At 68.7% G+C, this 18,121-nt stretch carries 11 protein-coding genes; 4 read left to right on the plus strand and 7 right to left on the minus strand.

Translation table 11 applies throughout. The annotated features are described in order from the left end of the window. A complete protein-coding gene (locus OO70_RS46315) occupies positions 1-7,599 on the minus strand; it encodes a ricin-type beta-trefoil lectin domain protein (RefSeq protein WP_158711610.1) in 7,599 nt (2,532 codons plus the stop codon). 488 nt (positions 7,600-8,087) lie between these two features. On the opposite strand from OO70_RS46315, the gene OO70_RS46320 reads away from it, so the two are divergent. Further along, a complete protein-coding gene (locus OO70_RS46320; RefSeq protein ID WP_051742288.1) occupies positions 8,088-11,573 on the plus strand; it encodes an FG-GAP-like repeat-containing protein in 3,486 nt (1,161 codons plus the stop codon). 24 nt (positions 11,574-11,597) lie between these two features. Here the strand turns inward: OO70_RS46320 and OO70_RS46325 are convergent, their stop codons facing one another. The 6 genes from OO70_RS46325 to OO70_RS46350 all read right to left on the minus strand — a co-directional run bounded on the left by OO70_RS46325 (position 11,598) and on the right by OO70_RS46350 (position 16,186). Further along, positions 11,598-12,503, minus strand: a complete 906-nt coding sequence (locus OO70_RS46325; RefSeq protein WP_043686335.1) for a calcium-binding protein — start codon at positions 12,501-12,503, stop codon at positions 11,598-11,600. Between the two features lie 55 nt (positions 12,504-12,558). Further along, positions 12,559-13,470, minus strand: coding sequence for a calcium-binding protein (locus OO70_RS46330; RefSeq protein ID WP_063749785.1), 912 nt, complete (start codon positions 13,468-13,470; stop codon positions 12,559-12,561). A gap of 108 nt (positions 13,471-13,578) precedes the next feature. Continuing rightward, the gene (locus OO70_RS56735; RefSeq protein ID WP_043686337.1) at positions 13,579-14,505 is read right to left on the minus strand and encodes a calcium-binding protein; all 927 of its coding nucleotides are present in this window, start codon (positions 14,503-14,505) and stop codon (positions 13,579-13,581) included. A gap of 133 nt (positions 14,506-14,638) precedes the next feature. Next, entirely contained in the window at positions 14,639-15,313 is a 675-nt protein-coding gene (locus tag OO70_RS46340; protein WP_043686339.1) for a Type 1 glutamine amidotransferase-like domain-containing protein, read from the minus strand. Between the two features lie 17 nt (positions 15,314-15,330). Next, positions 15,331-15,717: a hypothetical protein gene (locus tag OO70_RS46345; RefSeq protein ID WP_043686341.1), complete on the minus strand. Its 387-nt coding sequence runs from the start codon at positions 15,715-15,717 to the stop codon at positions 15,331-15,333. Positions 15,718-15,751: 34 nt separating this feature from the next. Then, the gene (locus OO70_RS46350) at positions 15,752-16,186 is read right to left on the minus strand and encodes an ATP-binding protein (RefSeq protein WP_051742290.1); all 435 of its coding nucleotides are present in this window, start codon (positions 16,184-16,186) and stop codon (positions 15,752-15,754) included. Positions 16,187-16,308: 122 nt separating this feature from the next. On the opposite strand from OO70_RS46350, the gene OO70_RS46355 reads away from it, so the two are divergent. The 3 genes from OO70_RS46355 to OO70_RS46365 are packed head-to-tail and all read left to right on the plus strand — an operon-like array spanning position 16,309 to position 18,098. Next, entirely contained in the window at positions 16,309-17,121 is an 813-nt protein-coding gene (locus OO70_RS46355) for a helix-turn-helix domain-containing protein (RefSeq protein WP_043686343.1), read from the plus strand. Then, complete coding sequence (locus OO70_RS46360) at positions 17,118-17,297, plus strand: DUF397 domain-containing protein (protein WP_043686345.1); 180 nt, start codon at positions 17,118-17,120, stop codon at positions 17,295-17,297. Before OO70_RS46355 ends, OO70_RS46360 begins: the two co-directional genes overlap by 4 nt. Before the next feature lie 30 nt (positions 17,298-17,327). Next, positions 17,328-18,098, plus strand: coding sequence for a DUF4253 domain-containing protein (locus OO70_RS46365; RefSeq protein ID WP_043686347.1), 771 nt, complete (start codon positions 17,328-17,330; stop codon positions 18,096-18,098). Positions 18,099-18,121 lie beyond the last annotated feature (23 nt).

Genomic DNA, 18,121 nt, shown 5'->3' on the forward strand with positions numbered 1-18,121 from the left:
TTACAGCCCAATCCTCACGACTATCGTCGAAACATCCGCGAACGTCATAAACCGGTTCATCGCCGCGAGCGCTGCTTCGTCAGGGACCTCATACACGGCAGTGAGGCCATGGTAGGCCGCCGTGGCCGCCTGTCTTCTCGCCTGATCAACGGACTTCTCCGTGAACATGGGATTCAGCTTCCGGTCGATTATCTCACTGCCGTTCACGCCGTCGAACTTCGCGGTGACGACCGTTCCGTCTGCGGCGGGCATTTCCAGCTGCGGCGCGAGGGCACGTCTGCTGGCCACGCTGGAACGAGCTCCCGTGGTGCCCGACTGATACTCGTACGCATTGCTCGGCATTCCCCTGCGACCCTTGCTGAGGTCGCCGCCCTCCTCGACCCAGGTCGCTGCCGATTCCGCATCGCCGCAGTTGTGGACCAGCACCGCCGTAGCCCCGGCGAGCGCATAATACGTATGCGTCCCGGACACGGTCAGGTTGTTGACCGTAGCCGTCTGCGTCCACGCCCGTACCGCCTTGACCTGGACGTACGTCCCGGCCGACGTCTGCAGCCAGTCACCCGACCGGAGTTCGCTCGCCTTCGCCCAGCGGTGCAGCTTCGGCAGCCAGATCGGGTGGCCGTCCGTCGCGGTGATCGACTTGCCGTTGGCCAGGGTCAGGCGGACGAGGTGCTTGGTGCCGTGGCCCTCGATCGTGGCTGTCACCGTGCGGGACGCCGTCGTGCCGAGGATCGGGTCCGTCGACCTGACCTTGTCGCCGGGGCGCAGGTCCTTGATCGCCTTGGTCTTGCCGTTGGCCAGCAGCACCCGCGTGTTCGGCGTGAAGCTGTTGCACTTGCCGCCCGACTCGACCGCGTCCTCGCCGGCATCCGACGCCTTGCCGGCGTCCTTCTCGCCCGTCTTCGCCGCCGACTTCTCCGACGCCTTGGCCGCGGATTTCTCCGTCGCCTTGGCCGCCTTCTCCTCGGCCGTCTTGACGACCTTCTTCTCGACGGCCTTGGTCGCGGTCTTCACGGCCGTCTTTTCCGCCGTCTTCACCGCAGCCTGTTCCGCGCCCCGCGCCAGCACTCCGCCGCCGAAGCGCATTCCGCCGCGGGCCGCGGCCAGGGCCACGCCCCCTTCCCCGAAGGTCGCGACCGTGATGATGATCGTGGCCGCCGCCATCAGGCAGGTGCCGAGGGTCGGGTTGGTGGCGCAGCTGACGATGTCGGCGAGGCCCGAGTACTCGTACGCCACGTGCGCGACCGTCTTGGTGGCGGACCAGGCCGCGTGCTTGATCTGGGACCAGCCCCACATCTGGCCGTTGGGGTCCTCCTTCGTCACCGGGCTGTTGTCCGCGTACGCGTAGCCGCCCAGTTGGAGGAGATCGGAGAAGTCCATCACCGGGTCCAGTGACGTGAAGCGGCCTGTCACCGGGTCGTAGTCGCGTGCGCCCAGGTGGATCAGGCCCGTGCTCGACTCGTCCGCGCCGCCGATGTACGCGCGGGAGCCCGCCCAGCCCGTCAGCGACGTCTCGAGGTCGCCGCGCAGGTTGCCCCAGGCGTCGTAGGACCGGGTCTGGACCGCCATTCCGGAGGCCAGTTTGATCTGGACGGTGGCCGTGCCCTGGGGGTTGGTGACCTGGGCGACCAGGGTGTGGGCGCTGGTGGCGCTGGAGGTGTAGCGGACGACGGTGGGGGCGCCGGCCTGGGCGTAGCTGCGCATCGCCTTGGTGGCGGTGGAGGTCTGGGAGCCCATCACCTCGGTCTCGCCGAGGTAGAGGGTGGTCCAGCCGCCGGTGGTCTTGGAGATGCGGTTGCCGTCCGCGTCGTAGAGGTACGACGTGCTCGCGGCGAGGGTGAACTTCTGGGTGTCGGCGCTCGCCGTGCACGCGGCCAGGGTCAGGTCGGCGCTGACGGTGGCGCTCGCCACGTTCAGGCAGAGCTTGGACGCCGTGTTGTAGAAGGTGCCGTCGGACCTGAGCGTGAATGACTGGGTCGTCGCGTCCGGTACGCAGGTCTTCAGCGTGATCGTCGAACCGGTCGTCGTGCCCGATGCCGTGGCGCACTTGCCGAGGACCGTCAACTTGCCGCCGTTGGCGGTGAACTTCTGTCCTGCCGTGCCGTTGCAGGTGTAGATCTGGATGACGTTGCCGTCGGTCGTGTGGCCGCCGGCGTCGTCCATGCACAGGCCGCCGGGGCCGGTGATCGCGCCCGAGCCGGCGCCGAACCCGGTGACCGTCTTCAGCAGGCCTTCACCGTCGTAGACGAAGGACTGGGTGTCGCCGTTGATGGTGCGGGTGCCCGTGCGGCCCGCGTCGTCGAAGGTCGCCGAGTTCGTCTCGGTGACGGTCTTCGTGCCGGAGTCCGCCGCCGTGACCGTCTTCTGCGTCCAGCCGGTGAGGGTGTCCGGCTGGCCGGTGTCCCCGTAGGCGTACGAAGTCGAGCCGTCCAGCGCGGTGTTGAGGGCGCCGGTGGAGGTGCGCTGGGTGCTGTGGTCGGTGAGGGTGGAGCGGTTGCCGAGGTCGTCGTAGCGGTACGACTGCCAGTACGGGAGGCTGCCGTAGGCCGCCGTGCCGGTGGCGATGGTGGAGGTGGACGGGGTGCCGCCGACCGTGCCGGAGGCGGTCGCCGAGGTGTCGGTCGCCTTCCAGGTGGTGCCGGCGGAGTCCGTGCAGGACTTCGTCGTCGCGCCGGTCCAGGCCTCGACGAGCTGGCCGCGGGCGTCGTAGGTGAAGCACTGGTTGTCCCACGTGGTGGTGCCCGAGGTGGTCGAACCCGTCGCCACCAGGCTGGTGTTGCCGGCCTGGTCGTAGGCGTAGGCCGACTGGGAGACCAGGCCGCTCGCCGTCTGGGTGGCCGCGTAGGAGTGGAGGAGGAGGCCGGTGGAGTCGTCGTAGAGGGCGCTGGTCCACACCCGGTAGGGGTTCTTGCCGCTGGTGGAGCGGGTGATCTGGCCGTACGGGTTGTAGACCGCGCCGGTGGTGTACCAGTCCCAGCCGGAGGTGGAGACGGGCAGGTCCTGGGTGTTGTAGCGGGTGACGACCTTCTCGGCGGTGGTCATGCCGCCGGGGGTGGCGGGGAGTGTGGTGGTGAGCGGCTTGCCGGTGCGGGTGTAGGTGTACGACCAGTGGTACGAGCCCGAGAGGTTGTCGGTGGAGCCGCTGACCGCCGGGACGGTGACCGTCTTGCCGGTCAGCTGCCCGTCCTCGGTGTAGCCGGTGGCCTCGCTGACGATGTCGCCGGTGGTGGAGCCGAGCGTGGTGTGGCGGATCGACTTGGCGGGCAGGCCGATGCCCTTGGTGGCGGTGTCGTAGGTCCACTCGTCGGTCGGGAACGCGTCGGAGCCGACGGTGAGGGTGCTCTTGCGGCCCAGCGGGTCGTAGCCGTAGTGCAGGATCTTGCCGGTGGCGTCCTTGGTCTGGGTGACGTGGTCGGCGTCGTCGTACCAGGTCTGGCTGGTGCCGGAGTCCGGGTCGGTGCTGAGGCGCACGCGGTGCCGGGAGTCGTAGGTCCAGGTCCAGAGGTGGCCCGACTTGTCCTTGACCTGGGTGCGGTTGCCGAGCGCGTCGTAGGTGGTCTCGGTGTAGGTGTTCGTGCTGCGGTCGGCGTTGGTGTACGTGATCGCCTTGACCGCGCGGCCCAGCGCGTCGCCGAGGGTCTTCGTGGCGGTGGCGCCGGTGGGCGGGACGACGGTGACGGAGGCGTCGGTGTCGCTGTAGGTGTTGGTGGCGGTGGCGAAGTCCGCGTTGTGGTGCAGGGTCGTCGAGGTGAGCGGGCGGCCGAGGCCGTCGTAGGTCGCCCTCGTCGAGTTGGGGATCGACTGCTGGCTGGTGGGGATGTACGGCGTGGTGGCCGGCAGGCCGAGGACGTAGTAGCCGTTGTCGGTGCGGACGGGGGCGCCGTGGTCGTTGTAGCGGACCGAGGTGACCAGGCGGCCGAGGCCGGTGGCGTCCGGTGCCTGGGTCTGCACGGTGCGGCCCATGCCGTCGTAGAAGGTGACGGACTGGGTGTAACTCCCGTTGTCCTTCAGGCTCTTGGTGATGACCCGGGTCGGGGTCTTGGTGCCCAGCGCGTAGCTGATCGTCGTGGAGGGCAGGTCGTCGGCGTCGCCGGGCTGCCAGCCCTTGACCAGGCGGCCGAGGAGGTCGTACTCGTAGCGGGTCTTGTTGCCGTTGGGGTCGGTGGTGAGCGTGGTCAGGCCGCGGGCCGGGTCGATCGTGGTGATCGTCGCCTGCGACTTGGCGTTGGTGATGGTGGTGCCGGTGATGACGTACGGGCTGCTGCCGGGGTTGTAGGCGGTCCTGGTGACGTTCTTCCCGGCGTCGGTGACCTTGTTGGCGCGGCCGTAGACGTCGTACTCGGTGAGGGAGCCGGTGATCGTGCCGGTGCCCTCGCCGTCGAGGGACTTCTCGCTGGTGGCGTCGCCGGCGTCGTTGTAGCCGGCGGTGACGTCGGAGACGACCGCGGCGGTGGCCGCGCTCGACACGTCGTCGCAGTCGGTCGCGGTGGTCAACGTCCGCTTGGGCAGGCCGTAGAGGTTCGTGGACGCCCTGTTGTCGAAGGTGGTGAGGGTGCAGGTTCTGTCGCCGACCGTGGGTGTGGTGTCGCCGGGGCTCGCCAGGGTGACGGTCGCGACCTCGCTCAGCTTCGGCAGGCCGTCGTCGTCCATGGCGGTGGTGGTGCGGGTGCCGCGCCACTTGCCGTTGTAGGCGGTCAGGTCGTCGACGCGCTTGACGTACGTCCGCTTCGCCACGAGGTCGCTGTCGCCGGTGCGCTTGCGGGTGGCCGTGACCGTGCTGGTGCCGGGGAGGGTGATCACCCGGCTGTGTGCCGCCGCCGCGCTCTCGCTGGAGACGTAGGTGACGGTCTCGGCGGACTGGCCCGCGTTCTCGTCGGCGTCGTCGGCGGAGAGGGTGGCGCCGGTGTCGTCCTTGAGGGTCGTGCCGGAGCCGCGCAGGTAGTAGGTGGTCGTCTTCGAGCGGGTGGCGGCGGAGCCGTCGGGGTCGCCGACCCTGGTGGTGACGGAGGCGTAGCCACGCCATTCGCTGTGGGTGCGCTGCGAGGGCTTGGTGAACTCGGCGTCGGTCTTGGCCCAGTAGCCGCCGCCCCCGTACTCGTACGTCGTGACGACGTCGGGTGAGGCGAGCGCGGTCGTGGTGACGACCGTGTCCTGCTCGGTGACCTTGCCGACGGTGTACTTGTTGAACCAGGCCAGCGGCGGGTTGTCGAGGTTCTCGTCGGGCGACCAGTGCACGGGGTAGCAGGCGGCCGTGTTGTCGGCGATGTCGGTGGTCGCCGGGGCGTAGGTGCAGCCCTTGTTGTAGTCGACGACCGTCTTCTTGCCGTTCTCGTCCGTGATCCCGGTGATGCGCGGGTGCCAGTACGTCAGCTCGATGTCGTCGCTGTTGGTGCGGACCCGGTTGGGGTAGGCGGTGCCGTCGAAGACGACCGCCGGCAGGGTCTGGCCGGGGGCGTCGTCCGGGTCGGTAGTGTCGGTGTCGTAGGCGCCGTGCTGGACGGAGGACAGCCACAGGCCCGGGGAGGTCTGGTACCAGCCGGACTCGAAGGCGTGGTTGAGGGTCCACTCGTCGATCGGGTACAGGGTGCTGGTGCCGTCCCGGTGGGCCCAGGTGACGACCTTCTCCAGACGCTTGCGGGTCCAGAAGGAGGGGAACGTCGGGCACTGTTTGGCGGTGTCCGACTTGCAGTTGAGGGTGGCCGGGGTGTCGTACCAGACGCGGTACTTCTCCGGGTCGCCCGACGTGAAGTTGTCGGCGTCGCACTTGCTGGCGGACGCGGCGAGGCAGCGCTCGTCGGTCTTGAACTGCACCTTGGCGGCCGGGACCGCGCCGAGGTCGTCCTTGTTCAGGCCGTACTCGATGGTCAGCGGGTAGGAGCCGCGCTGGTACTTGACGTTCGTCTTGGTCGACTTGTTCTTGGCGTAGTAGTTGTCCTCCTGCTGGTAGGTGATCACCATGGCGTTGCCGTGCAGGTCGACGACCTCGTCGAGCTGCCAGGACCAGGCCTGGGTGCAGGAGGAGTCCTTGAAGGCGTCCGCGTGGCACGGTTCCTTCGGGTCGTTGCCGAAGACGGGGACGGTGGAGACGGAGTCGGTGTCGGCGTGGCCGTTGCCGACCTTGTCCAGGCCGAAGTAGTACTTGGTGCCGTCGCGGGTGGTGGCGATCCAGTACTCGCCCTTGTCGTCGGTGTCGCCGCCGTCGCCGTTGTCCGCGCCGGTCTTGTGCTCGATCTTCGTTCCGTCGTCGGAGCGCGGGTGCCATTCGCCGCTGGTGTCGTCACGGACCAGTTCGACGGTGGTGCCGCCGAGGGTCATCACCGCGTTCTGGGAGGCCCAGCACAGGTCGCCGGTCTTCTTTTTCTTGCCCTTGTTGTTGGCGTCGTCGCCGTCCTGGTCCTGACCGCAGCCACGGTACGAGCGCTCGATGTGCCCGGTGTCGTAGGACCAGCCCTCGCCGATCCACGAGGTCTGCGGGTTGGCGGTGGACGTCTTGCCGTCCACGGCCTGGGAGTTGTACGAGAACGCGATGCTCGGCGTGGGGCCCGCGGAGACCGGCGGGGTGTCGACGGCGTACGTGTACGCGAAGCCGCCCGAGGACGATCCGGCGGCCCAACTGCCCGCCGAGGAAAGGGGGGTGGCCCGGAAGGAGCCGCCGGCGCCGTTGCCGGAGTCGGTCACGCCGAGGACGCCACCGGCTCCCGAGGACGCGGCGGCGGAGACGGCCTTCGCGGCGGAGCCGTGGTAGACCGCCGACTGCACACTGCCCTTGTCCAGGGCGGCCGTCGCGTCGGCGCTGGTGGTGCCGGTCGCGGTGTCGGCGTCCATCGGGGTGGACAGGTCGACGGTGGCCTCGACCTTGGTGGCGCCCAGGTCGGTGGTCTCGTTGCCGTCGGCGTCCGTGGTCGTGGTGTCGGCGCGCAGGTCGGCCGAGTTGTCCAGCGGCTCCGGGGTGGCGCACGCCTCGTCGTTGGGGTCGGTGAGGAAGCACTCGGGGTAGCGGACCAGTTGGAGCCGGTCGGACCACTGGGCGCCGAAGTAGTTCTTGAAGTCGGTGTAGTCGACCTGGAGTCGGGCCGGCGCCGGGGTGGTGTCGCTGGTGGTGACCTGCATGAGCAGGCCGTTGACACCGGCGGCGGTGGTGTCCGTCTGGCTCAGCACATCAACTGACCAGGTTCCGACGGGCTGTTGGGTCGTGTCGTCGGAGGCGGCGCCGATCTTCACCGGTACTCCGCCGCCGACCTGGATCAGCCCGTCCTCGGCGGCGGCCAGCTTCTCCGGGGTGATGTCGGCGGTGCCGTCGGGACCGGCGGCCGGGATCGCGGTGCTGCCGTCCGGGGGGTCGGTGTCGTCCTGCGCGGCGTCGATCGCGTACTGCCGTGCGTACCCGGTCAGGGACTGGTCGGTGCCGTCCACCGGGTCGGTGGCCGGCACGTCCACCATCGCGGCGACGTCGTCGTCCGGCGGCGGCTCGGCGAAGGCCTGGCCCTCCAGGGCCCCGACCGACAGCGCGAGGGACAGCAGCAGGACGACACCGGGCACGGCTCTGCGGCGCCAGGCTCTGCGGCGCGGATGCGCGCTCGGACGTGAGCGACGGAACACGGAAGGACCCCCCGGTGAGCCCGGCGGGGCAGTCACCCCGGCCGTGAAGACGCGATGGAGAAAGAGAGAAGTAAGAGAAGGAAAAAGAGAAGGTGAAAACAGCCCGGATTATTGGTCAGCGGTCGAGTTCTGCGCCAGACTGTTTGGTCTTGTGTGGCATTGATCACTGACGGAAACATGACAAGAAGGCCCAACTCCGGTCAGATTCAAGGGTGTTGAGCCCCGAATAGCACCGGAATGAGTGATTCCGGCCGCCCGGGGAGTCCCCCTGCGCCTGTCGGGTCTTGTTTCGGGCACCTCGCCCCTCCATCATCTGCACACATCTCCTCCATGCCCTCAGCGCGGACCATCGGGCGGGCGGAGGAGGGCGGTCGCATGCCGCCACGTCATGCCGCCATGTCATGTCTCCACCGTCATGTCGCCACCGTCAGAGGGGAAACGGTTCGGTGTCCTCCGCTTCTTGGCCGCACAGGCTGAGCCCACGTCATATGCGCCTGCTCGCAGGGCTGTTGGCGCTGATCCTGGCCGCCGGGACTGCCTGGGTACTGCTGCCGGACCACGACTCCGGCGGCGGCACGGCGAAGAAGGGCGACGCGAAGCCCCACCCCCGCACGGAGACCGAGGCCCGCACCCTGGCCACGAGTTCCGGCAAGCGCGTCGAGATCGTCACGGCCCGCACCGCGACGACCACCACCTGGGCCAACCCCGACCGCACGCTGACCACCCGCATCCATGTCTCACCGGTGCGCACCAAGGTCGGCGGCACCTGGCGGGCCATCGACCCGACGCTGCGCCGCACCGCGAACGGCGACTGGACCCCGAAGGCCACGACGACGCCGGTGGTGTTCTCCGGCGGAAGCAAGGCCAAGTCGACTGCGAACAAGGCGAGTTACGTACATCCGGCGAGTTACCGCGCGAACGCCACCACCGAAACCGCGGCGGACACGGCCGCCGACACCGCCACCACCCTCGTCACCCTCACCACCGCCGGCCACACGATCGACCTCACCTGGCCCGGCACCCTCCCCGCCCCCGAGGTCGAGAGCAACGAGGCCCTGTACCGCGAGGTGCTGCCCGGCGTGGACCTCGTCCTCGCGGCGAACGACGGCGGCTTCTCCGAGGTCCTGGTCGTCAAGTCGGCCCAGGCGGCGGCGAATCCGGCGCTGAAGACCATCTCGTACGGCATGACCTCACCCGACCTGACGATGAAGCTGGACTCGCGCAGCGGCTCCATCCACGCCTACGACGCCGACGGCAACGACGTGGCGGCCACGCCGACCCTCCTGATGTGGGACTCGGCCGGCAAGGAGGCCGTCACCGACAACCTCACCCACGGGGACGGCGGCACGGACGACCCCGACCCGACCCCGACCGCCACGGACACCGCGAGCGAGACACCGCAGCCCGCGGACTCCGACGACGCGGCCCGGGAACGCGGCGCCGACGACCAGAACGCCGACACCGACTTCGGTACGGCGTCGGCCGCGCCCACCGCCACCACCGAGACCGACGGCGACGCGACGGCGAGCCCGGCGGCCGCTTCCGCCGACCCCGTGGCGACCCAGCCCGCGGGCGACGAGGACTCCGTGGTCACCCCCGAAACCACCGCCATCGACGGCGAGTTCCCGGGCCTGAGCGGCCCCCAGCCCGGCACCCACTCCGCCCGCACGGACCCGGAGCTGGCCGCCGACGGCACGGTCACCATCACCCCGGACCAGGACCTGCTGACCGGGTCGGGCACCACGTACCCGGTCTTCATCGACCCCAGCACCAACACCGACGCGGGCAACTGGACCACCGCCTACAAGCGTGGCAGCTGGGCCACCGCCACGTTCTTCAACGGGCGCGGCTTCAACAAGGGCACCAACGAGGCCCGCGCCGGCTACGAGTCGGACACCTTCGGCAGCAGCCGTTCCTTCTTCACGATGGCGTGGCCGAACGCGGTGCGCACGACCTCCATCAAGGAGGCCACGCTCAACATGAAGGAGACGTACTCCTGGTCCTGCACCAAGAAGGACGTCGAGGTCTGGCGCACCGGTGACATCGACAAGAAGACCAGCTGGAGCAACCAGCCCGGCTGGAACGCCCGCCAGGACACCAAGTCGTACGCCAAGGGCTACAAGAAGAGCTGTGCGGCCGGGAACACGACCTTCAACGTGAAGGAGGCCGCCCAGTACGCGGCCGACAACAGCCTGAACCACTGGACGCTGGGCATCCAGGCGAGCAACGAGGACGACCAGTACTCCTGGAAGAAGTTCCAGGCGACCAACGACAACGCGGGCCCGAACGTCGACGTCACCTTCAACACCAAGCCGAACAAGCCCGCCAAGCTCAAGATGAGCCCGGGCAAGTGCACCACCGCCGCGCCCTACGTCACCATCGGCGCCAACGACCAGATCACCTTCTCCGCGGCGGTCTCCGACCCGGACGGCAAGGACGACCTGGACGTCGTGCACCTGTACCTGAAGAACGACACGACGGGCACGTACTACAACCGCGAGGCGAGCGCCTCCGGCAAGACCACGGCGAGCGTCCTGTTCGACAGCGGCGGCCTCAAGGACGGCACGTACCACTGGAACATGTACGTCAAGGACGACTATCCGGCGCAGTCCGCGACCAGTTACAGCTGCTACTTCAAACTCGACACGGTCGCCCCGAAGACCCCGACGGTGACGTCGGCCGACTTCGACGAGGCGGACGACGACAACGACAGCGGCGATGACCAGTGGTCCAAGGCCACCTTCGGCCAGTCCGGCTGCATGAAGTTCTCCAACGCGGCGGCGGAGAAGGTCACTTCGTACGCCTACAGCTGGAACTCCACGGCGTACGACAAGTCGACCAAGCTCACCGACCTGAACAGCTGCACCACCAAGGCGGGCACGGTGATCACCGGCACCTCCACCACGTCGGTCGTCTCCGTCACCCCGCCGCTCGCCGGACCGGCGTTCCTCTACGTGAAGGCCGTCGACGCGGCCGGCAACGAGTCGGTGACCCCGAACGCGTACAAGATCTTCGTCAGCCCCAAGGACCGCGACGAGGCCGCGGCCGACCTCACCGGTGACGACAAGCCGGACCTGCTGACCATCACCACGGCCACGGACGACGACGGCGTCACCAGCTACGGCCTGCGCAACTACCCCTCGGGCACCAAGGGCGACCTGTTCGTCGGCATGAGCCCGTCCTACGGCGAGTCGACCAAGAACACCGCGTACGCCGACGGCTGCACGAGCACCGCCGTGGACTGGAAGGACGCGCTCATCACGCACGGGGGCGACTACTACCCCGGTGACGGCCTCCAGGACCTGGTGGCCCGCATGAACGACGGCACGCTCTACGTCTACCCGGGCGACGGCTTCGGCGGCTTCAACACCTGCGCCCGGATGCCGATCCTGCTGCCCGCCACGGGCACGGACACCGGCGGGGCGAACGTCACCGTCCCGGCCGCGTCCGCGTTCGACCAGATCCTGGCCGTCGGGGACGTCACGGGTGACGGGAAGCCGGACCTGTTCATGACCTCCGGCACCCAGTACTGGGCGTTCACCGGTTACACCGGCGGCTCGTTCTCCGACGCGACGCTGCTGAACACCGGTTCCGCCTGGCCGGACCGCGACCTCGTCACCGTCGCGGACATCAGCGGCGACGGCATCCCCGACATGGTCTACCGCTCGGTCTCCGGCCGGATGCTGCTGCGCAAGGGCAAGCCGAACGCCGCGGGCACCGGGGTCGACCTCCTCTCCCTCGCGACCGCGGCGGCGAGTGCGGACGCCGGCGACGGCGAGTACGCGGCCAGCGGCTGGAGTTCCACCAGCGTGCCCCGCTTCTTCGCCATCCCGGACGTCACCGGCGACGCGATCCCCGACCTGTGGGCCCACATGAGCGACGGCAGCGTCCGCCTCTACTCCGGCGGCAAGGCGGCGATCGGCGGCTATACGACGGTGGTCGGCAGCTGGACGGGCAAGCTGGCGTTCGGCTGACAGGGCGGATCAAGGCGGTCCGGTTCAGTCCTGGTGTACGACGTTCCGCCCCGGGCCGCCCGAGAGCGTGTCGCGGCCCGGGCCGCCGTACAACTTGTCGTTGCCGCTGTTGCCGTAGATCGTGTCGTCGCCGCTGTTGCCGTACAGGATGTCGTTGCCCTGCTGGCCGAAGATCGTGTCGTTGCCGGTGCCACCGCGGATCGTGTCGTTGCCGGTACCCATGCCGCCGTCCAGCATCTGGCGGCCCGCGCCTCCGTAGAGGAAGTCGCTGCCCGTGCCGCCGTCCGCGCGGCTCCCCTCGCCGTTGGAGTAGATCGTGTCGGAGTCACTGCCGCCCGACACCTGGGACCTGGCGCCGGCGGTGATCACGTCCTTGCCCGCCTGGCCGGCGGCAATCGCGTCGTCGCCCATTGTGAGGGTGTCGGCGCCCGCTCCGCCCTCCACCTCGTTGCCGTCGAAGGCACCCGTGTCGATCAGGCGGTCGTTGCCGTCGCCCATGAACAGCACGGCCATGTAGAGGGACTGGCCGGTGGCGTTGTGGTAGGCGAGGGTGTCGTTGCCGTCGCCGAGGTACATCCACAGCTTGTCGTAGCCGAAGTCGCTGCCCTGGCCTGTCTGCGTGCAGGAGATCTTGGTGAGGTCCGCGCTGTCGGGGCGGGTGCAGGGAGTCCCCGAATCGATGGTGATCGGGACCACGTCGTCGATGAGGTAGGTGAAGTGCAGTCCGTCGGTCACCGTCGCGGTGACGGTCGCCTTGTTGGTCTGGCCGGGCGCCGCCGTGTAGATGACCGACCTGCCACCGTCACCGCGTGTCATCGTGGCCGGCGCCGTCGCGGCCGAGGCGGTGACGGGCAGGGCGACCGACGCGGCCAGCGCGGTACCGAGGGCGAGGCTCAGGGCTGTTGTTCGACTGGTGCGGAGCGTAGGCATGGCTCAACCTTCTTCAGGAGTACGGGAGTTCGGAAGTACGGAAGTACGGCTCGGCTCAGTCCTGGTGTACGACGTTCCGCCCCAGCCCGCCGTCGAGCGTGTCCTTGCCTGGGCCGCCGTACAGCTTGTCGTTGCCGTCGTTGCCGAAGATCGTGTCGACGCCGCTGTTGCCGTACAGGATGTCGTCGCCCGGCTGGCCGAAGATCGTGTCGTTGCCGGGGCCGCCGAGGATGGTGTCCTTGCCGGCGTCGGTGCCGCCGAGGAGTGTCTGCGGGCCCGCGCCGCCGTAGACGAAGTCGTTGCCGGCGCCGCCGTCGGCGCGGCTGTCGCTGCCGTCGGCGTAGACATGGTCGGCGTCTTTGCCGCCCTGCAGGGCGGCCAGGGCACCGCCGTGGATCACGTCGTTGCCGCCCTGGCCGTTGACGACCGCTTCGCGGCCCGCCCTGATGGTGTCGGCGTTCGGCCCGCCCTCGATCTCGTTGCCGTCGAAGCTGCCGGTGTTGGTCGCGGTGTCCTTGCCGTCGCCCAGGATCAGCGTGGCGTGGTAGGTGGGCAGAGTGTTGGAGTTGTTGTAGGTGACGGTGTCGTTGCCGTCACCGAGGTCCAACTTCACGACGCTGTAGGTGAGTTCGGTCTGCTGGCCGGGCACCGTGCAGGAGACCTTGGTGTGGTCCCTGCTGACGGGATAGGTGCAGGGAGTTCCCGGCTGGATGCTCATCGGGACCACGTCATCGATGACGAAGGTGACCTTCCCGTGGTCGTACAAGGCCTCGTTGAGGACCGCCTTGTTGATCTGGCCCGGCGCCGCCGTGTAGTCGATCGTCCAGCCGAGGGGTTCGACCGCCACGGTGGCCGACTTGGTCGCGGCTCCGGCGGTGGCGGGCAGGGCGAGCGACGCGGCCAGCGCCGTGCCGAGGGCGAGGCTCAGGGCGGTTCTTCGGCTGATGCGGGACGTGGAATCGGGCATGCGCGTGGCTCAACCTTCTTCAGGAGTACGGGAGTTAGGGGGTTCCGAGGCTCGGGAGTTCGGGGGCTCGGGAGTACGGAGGCTCGCGAGTACGGGAGTTCGGCTAGGTCAGTCCTGGCGTACGACGTTCCGCCCCGGCCCGCCCGAGAGCGTGTCGCGGCCCGGGCCGCCGTAGAGCTTGTCGTTGCCGCTGTTGCCGTAGAGGGTGTCGTTGCCCTGGTTGCCGTACATGAGGTCGTTGCCGTAGCTGCCCAGCAGGGTGTCGTTGCCGGCGCCGCCGTACATGAGGTCGTTGCCGGCGCCGCCGCGGATCTCGTCGTTGCCGGCCTCGCCGATCAGGGTCTGTCGGCCCCCGCCGCCGTAGATGAGGTCGTCGCCCGCGCCCGCGTCCACGCGGCTGCCGTCACCGCTGGGGTAGAACACATCGGAACCGGTCCCGCCCAACGCGTTGGACCGGGCACCGACATAGATCGTGTCACTGCCTTCGTCGCCGAAGACGAGCGCGTCGGTGCCGGCGAAGACGCTGTCGTTGCCCGCCCCGCCGTCGATCTCGTTGCCGTCGATCTCGCCGGAGTCGATCGCGCCGTCATTGCCGGAACCCAGGCTCAGAAAGACCGAGTTGCGGACCTGGCCGGTGCCGTTGTCGTAGGTGAAGTAGTCGTCGCCGTCGCCGAGGACCACGGCCAGGACGGTGAAGCGGTGGCCGCTCGTCCTGCCGGTGCCCGTGCAGGAGATTCTCGTGAGGTCCGCGCTGTCGGGGTGGGTGCAGGGGGCTCCCGGCGCGATAGTGATCGGGACCAGGTCGTCGATGGCGTAGGTGAGGTGAACGCCGTCGCTCGACTTCGCGACGACGCTCACGTGGTTGGTCTGGCCGGGTGCCGCGTCGTACTCGAACGTCCCCGCGGCGGCCCGGCTCTTGACGGTCGCCGGTGCGGTCGCGGCACTCGCCGTACCGGGCAGGGCGACCGGCATGGCCAGCGCCGTGCCGAGGGCGAGGCTCAGGGCCGTTCTTCGGCCGATAGGGAACGTGGGCATGGCGCAACCTCCGTACAACGCAGGGCATTCCGACTGTCACGAGTGACCGCCGGTGCGTAGGGGAGGTTGTGCGCCTGCCTGCGGAGTTCATGGTTCCGTGGGGCAGTGTTCAGCGACGCCGCCGCGACGTACGTCATGCCGGGTCGAACAGCCTCCAGTGCCCCTCGGAGACGACCTCGACGCCGCCGTCGTCCGTCACCTTGACGGCGGTCTGGGCGTCGATGGCGTACGCCGGACCCGCCATCCCGGCGGCCCACCGTTCCGCCTCGGCCATGGTGTTCTCCGGACGACCCGGGCTGTCGAGGTGCGGGAAGAGGAAGAAGTCGACGACTCCCAGCGTGCGGTCGTCACCGGAGGGCGGCGTCCAGTCGACGAAGGCCTCCCCGATGCGCGGGGTCAGCACCATGCTCCCGGCACTGATCCCCACGTAGACCGTGTCCCGCAACGACGGGAAGAGATCGGCCAGTCCGGACTCCCGCATCCAGTGGGCCAGGTACAGCGCGTCGCCGCCGTTCACCAGCAGGGCGTCCGCCTCCCGGACCCAGGAGACCCAGCGTTCCTTGTCGATGCCGGGCAGCGCGGTGAGCTCCAGCACGCCCACCGACTTCCATCCCAGCCCGGTCATGGGACCGGCCGCCTGTCCGCTGATGAAACGCCATGGCCCGCCCGGCTCGGCGTACGGCCCCCCGTACCCCGCGGTGGGAATGCAGAGGGCGCTGGCCTCGGCGACCGGCTTGCCCAGGAGATCGACCAGCGCGGCCAGGATGCTCGCGTTCCTGACGCCGGAGTCGGTGAGGAGAAGCTTCATCGCGTCCGTTCGACTCGTCAGGGGACGAGCGTGAAACTCGCCCGGTAGACATAGCCCGGCATGACGGGTGTCCAGGCGAAGCCGTGCCCCATGGTGAGGATGTCGGTGTATCCGTCGGGATGGTCCACGTCGTTCATGACGTAGCTGATGGTGTACGAGACCGTGGCCGGGGTCGAACCCGACCACTCGTAGCAGTCGAGGTACACCGGGTCCTCGTCGAAGTCCCTGACCGCCGTGGGGTTGTCCGTGCTGAGGTAGATGTGGCGGATGTACTGCGGGAAAATGGACATGTCCTGGCAGACGACCTCGGTGATCGGGGCAGCGGCCGAGGCGGTGGCGGCCGGCGCCGTCAGCGGGACGCTCAGCGCGGCGGCAACAGCCAGCAGGACAGCGGGTCTACGCATGGTCGGCTCCCCGTGGATACGTCGAGTGGGCCACTCATTCTGACAACGACCGCTGCCTTCCACAGGCTGAAAACGCGCCGCCCTCGCACCCGAAATCGGCCCACACCACCTTGCCCAACTCCCGTTCCCCCACACCCCACTTGTCGGCCAGCGCCGACACCAGCAGCAGTCCGCGCCCGCCCTCGTCGGTGTCCTCGGGGTGGACGTCGACGCGCGGAACACCCCCACCGCTGTCGTGCACCTCGACCCGCAGCACATGACCGTCGTACCGCAGGAACACCCTGAACTGCCGCCCCGCCGGCACCCCGTGCACCAACGCGTTGGTCGCCAACTCGCTGACGCACAGCAGCACATCGCCGCTGCGCTCGGCCTCCGCGAGCCCCCACTCGACGAGGAACGCGTGCGCGAAGCGCCTGGCGGCGGGCACGGACCGGCGTTCGCGCCGGAAGAACTTCTCACTCGGGTTCACGGGACAAGAGTTGCGCAGCGTCACTACTGTTGACAGGGCGTGAGCCCTGCTCCCGATTTTGTACGGGTGGAGTACGGGTGCGTGCGGGGTCCGGAACGGGTGGATGTGGGGAGCACCACAGAATGAACTCCAAGAAGAACCGCTCGACGATGCGGATGCTGGGCGCGCAGTTGAAGGCGGCCCGGATGAGGGCCGGTTTCACTCAACGCGTCCTCGCGGAAACGGCGTTGGTCGACGAGGAGACCATCGCGTCGATCGAACAGGGCAGGCGGCGACTGATGATGCCCCTCTCCAGGTCGCTCGACGTCATCCTCGACACGAAGGGGACGTTGGAGGCGGGCGTCGACAACCTCCCCGAGATCGACCAATTCCCGCTGTTCGCGGAGGAGTGCATGCTGCATGAGCGGGAGGCCATCGCCCTGTCCTGGTACGACGCGCTGGTTGTCCCTGGCCTGCTGCAGACCGAGGCGTACGCCCGCGCACTGCTGAGCAGTCGCATTCCGGCCTACGACGACGAGGAGTTGGAGACGAAGCTTGCAGGTCGCCTCAGTCGCCAGGAGATCATGCAGCGCAAGGTGCCGCCGACGATGAGCTTCGTGGTCTGGGAGCCCGCACTGCTCTGGCCCAACGGAGGCCGAGAGACGCACCACGCCCAACTGCGCGCGCTGCGCGAGTACTCCGAACTCCCAGGCCTGTCCTTCCAGATCCTTCCGCTGAATCGAACCTCGCATGCAGGAGACGCGGGACCCTTCACCCTGCTGGAAACGCCCGATCACCAGCACCTCGCCTACACCGAATCTCAGCGCGGCAGCCAGTGGGTTTCCGACCCGGATGAGGTGTCCATCCTGACCCGCAAATATGCGATGCTGCGGACGCAGGCCCTCACGATCGAGGACTCACGAAGCCTGTTGGACCGTCTGCTAGGAGATCAATGAGCACCGGACTTCAGTGGTTCAAGTCGAGCTACAGCAGCAGTGAAGGCGGCCAGTGCCTCGAGGTCGCCGCCTGCCCCCACACGATCCACATCCGCGACTCCAAGAACCCGGAAGCCAGCGGCCCCACGCTCCAACTCACCCCCACCGCCTGGGCCGCGTTCACCGCCAGCCGGTGAGTGTCAGTGGTCGCCTCTAGAGTTTCTGGCATGGCGACCCTTCCCAACCCGCTGCCGAAGCTGGCGGCCGACCCGAGCGGTAGTTCGTTCGGGCTTGAACTCCCTGCCGGGAGACTGATCGACGTGACCGCCGAAGGCCCGTCGGACGAACCGTTGTTGTGGTGTGCGGACGGGCCCGCGAGGCCCGGTGACTACGACGCGCTCCAGCCCGCACGCCGGGCCGCCGGACTGCTCCCTGTGCTGTTGGACGTGAGCGGCCCCCAAGGCGGCCCGGACGAATGGGAGTTGAGCCCCGACGAGATGTCGTATCCCGGGGACCACGACGCCGATGAGGTGTTGGAGGAATTCTGGGAGGCGTACACCGAGGCGGGAAACGAGTGGCCAGGTCTCGCCGAACCGCTCACCCTGGTCGCCGATCCCGACGAGCGAGCCGCCGAGGTCGCTGACTCCCTGGCGGGCGGCAGGCCGGGGTTCAAGGCACCGCACATCTCCCTGGTACCGGCCCGCCGCAGCGCGGACATCCCGGCGGCCATCGGCTGGATGGGCCCCGCCAACCACGAGAACGACACGGCTCGCCTCTGCGCGGTTCTCCGTTCCTGGGAGGACCGCTTCGGCGTACGGCTCGTGGCACTCGGCTTCGACCGGTTGACCGTGTCCGTGGCAGCGCCGCCCGCCGACCTCGACGAGGCCGAGGAAGTGGCCGCCGAGCACTTCGCCTTCTGCCCGGACGACATCGGCGACCTGGAGACGTACGCCCAGAAGCTGATCGACCAGCCCACCTGGACCTTCTGGTGGGACTGACACCTGGGACGTGAACGCACTCC

This window comes from Streptomyces xylophagus (genome assembly GCF_000716435.1).
Classification (GTDB): Bacteria; Actinomycetota; Actinomycetes; order Streptomycetales; family Streptomycetaceae; genus Streptomyces; species Streptomyces xylophagus.